The sequence below is a fragment of the Salifodinibacter halophilus genome, from assembly GCA_012999515.1.
GTDB lineage: Bacteria > Pseudomonadota > Gammaproteobacteria > Nevskiales > Salinisphaeraceae > Salifodinibacter > Salifodinibacter halophilus.
In genome coordinates this window covers 1-248 of the sequence record JABEEB010000512.1, presented here as the reverse complement: position 1 = coordinate 248, position 248 = coordinate 1, and the positions used below count along the sequence as shown (strand labels likewise).

General features: G+C 52.8%; 1 protein-coding gene. It reads left to right on the top strand.

Annotated elements, in window-relative coordinates:
• On the top strand, positions 1 to 197 hold a 197-nt coding region (locus HKX41_12660; protein ID NNC24986.1), incomplete at its 5' end, for a hypothetical protein.
• Positions 198 to 248: the final 51 nt, after the last annotated feature.

Below are 248 nucleotides of genomic sequence, written 5' to 3'. Positions count from 1 at the left end.
AGGACCCAGGCACCTACGCGGACTTTTTCCGGCAAGAAGAAGAGTCCGGCGAGATAGAGGCGCCGCTCGCATGGAATGTTCGCCGCTTAATACTGGGCTGGATCCCAAACCTGGATGAATCCAATGTCACCGGTCTGTTTGGCAAGTTCCGCGATCATATCGAATCACAGTTGGCCGCATCTAGAAAAATCGACTGACTGCCAACCCACTCCTTCTGAATATTCGGAACTTGATCGCCACCGCTTATC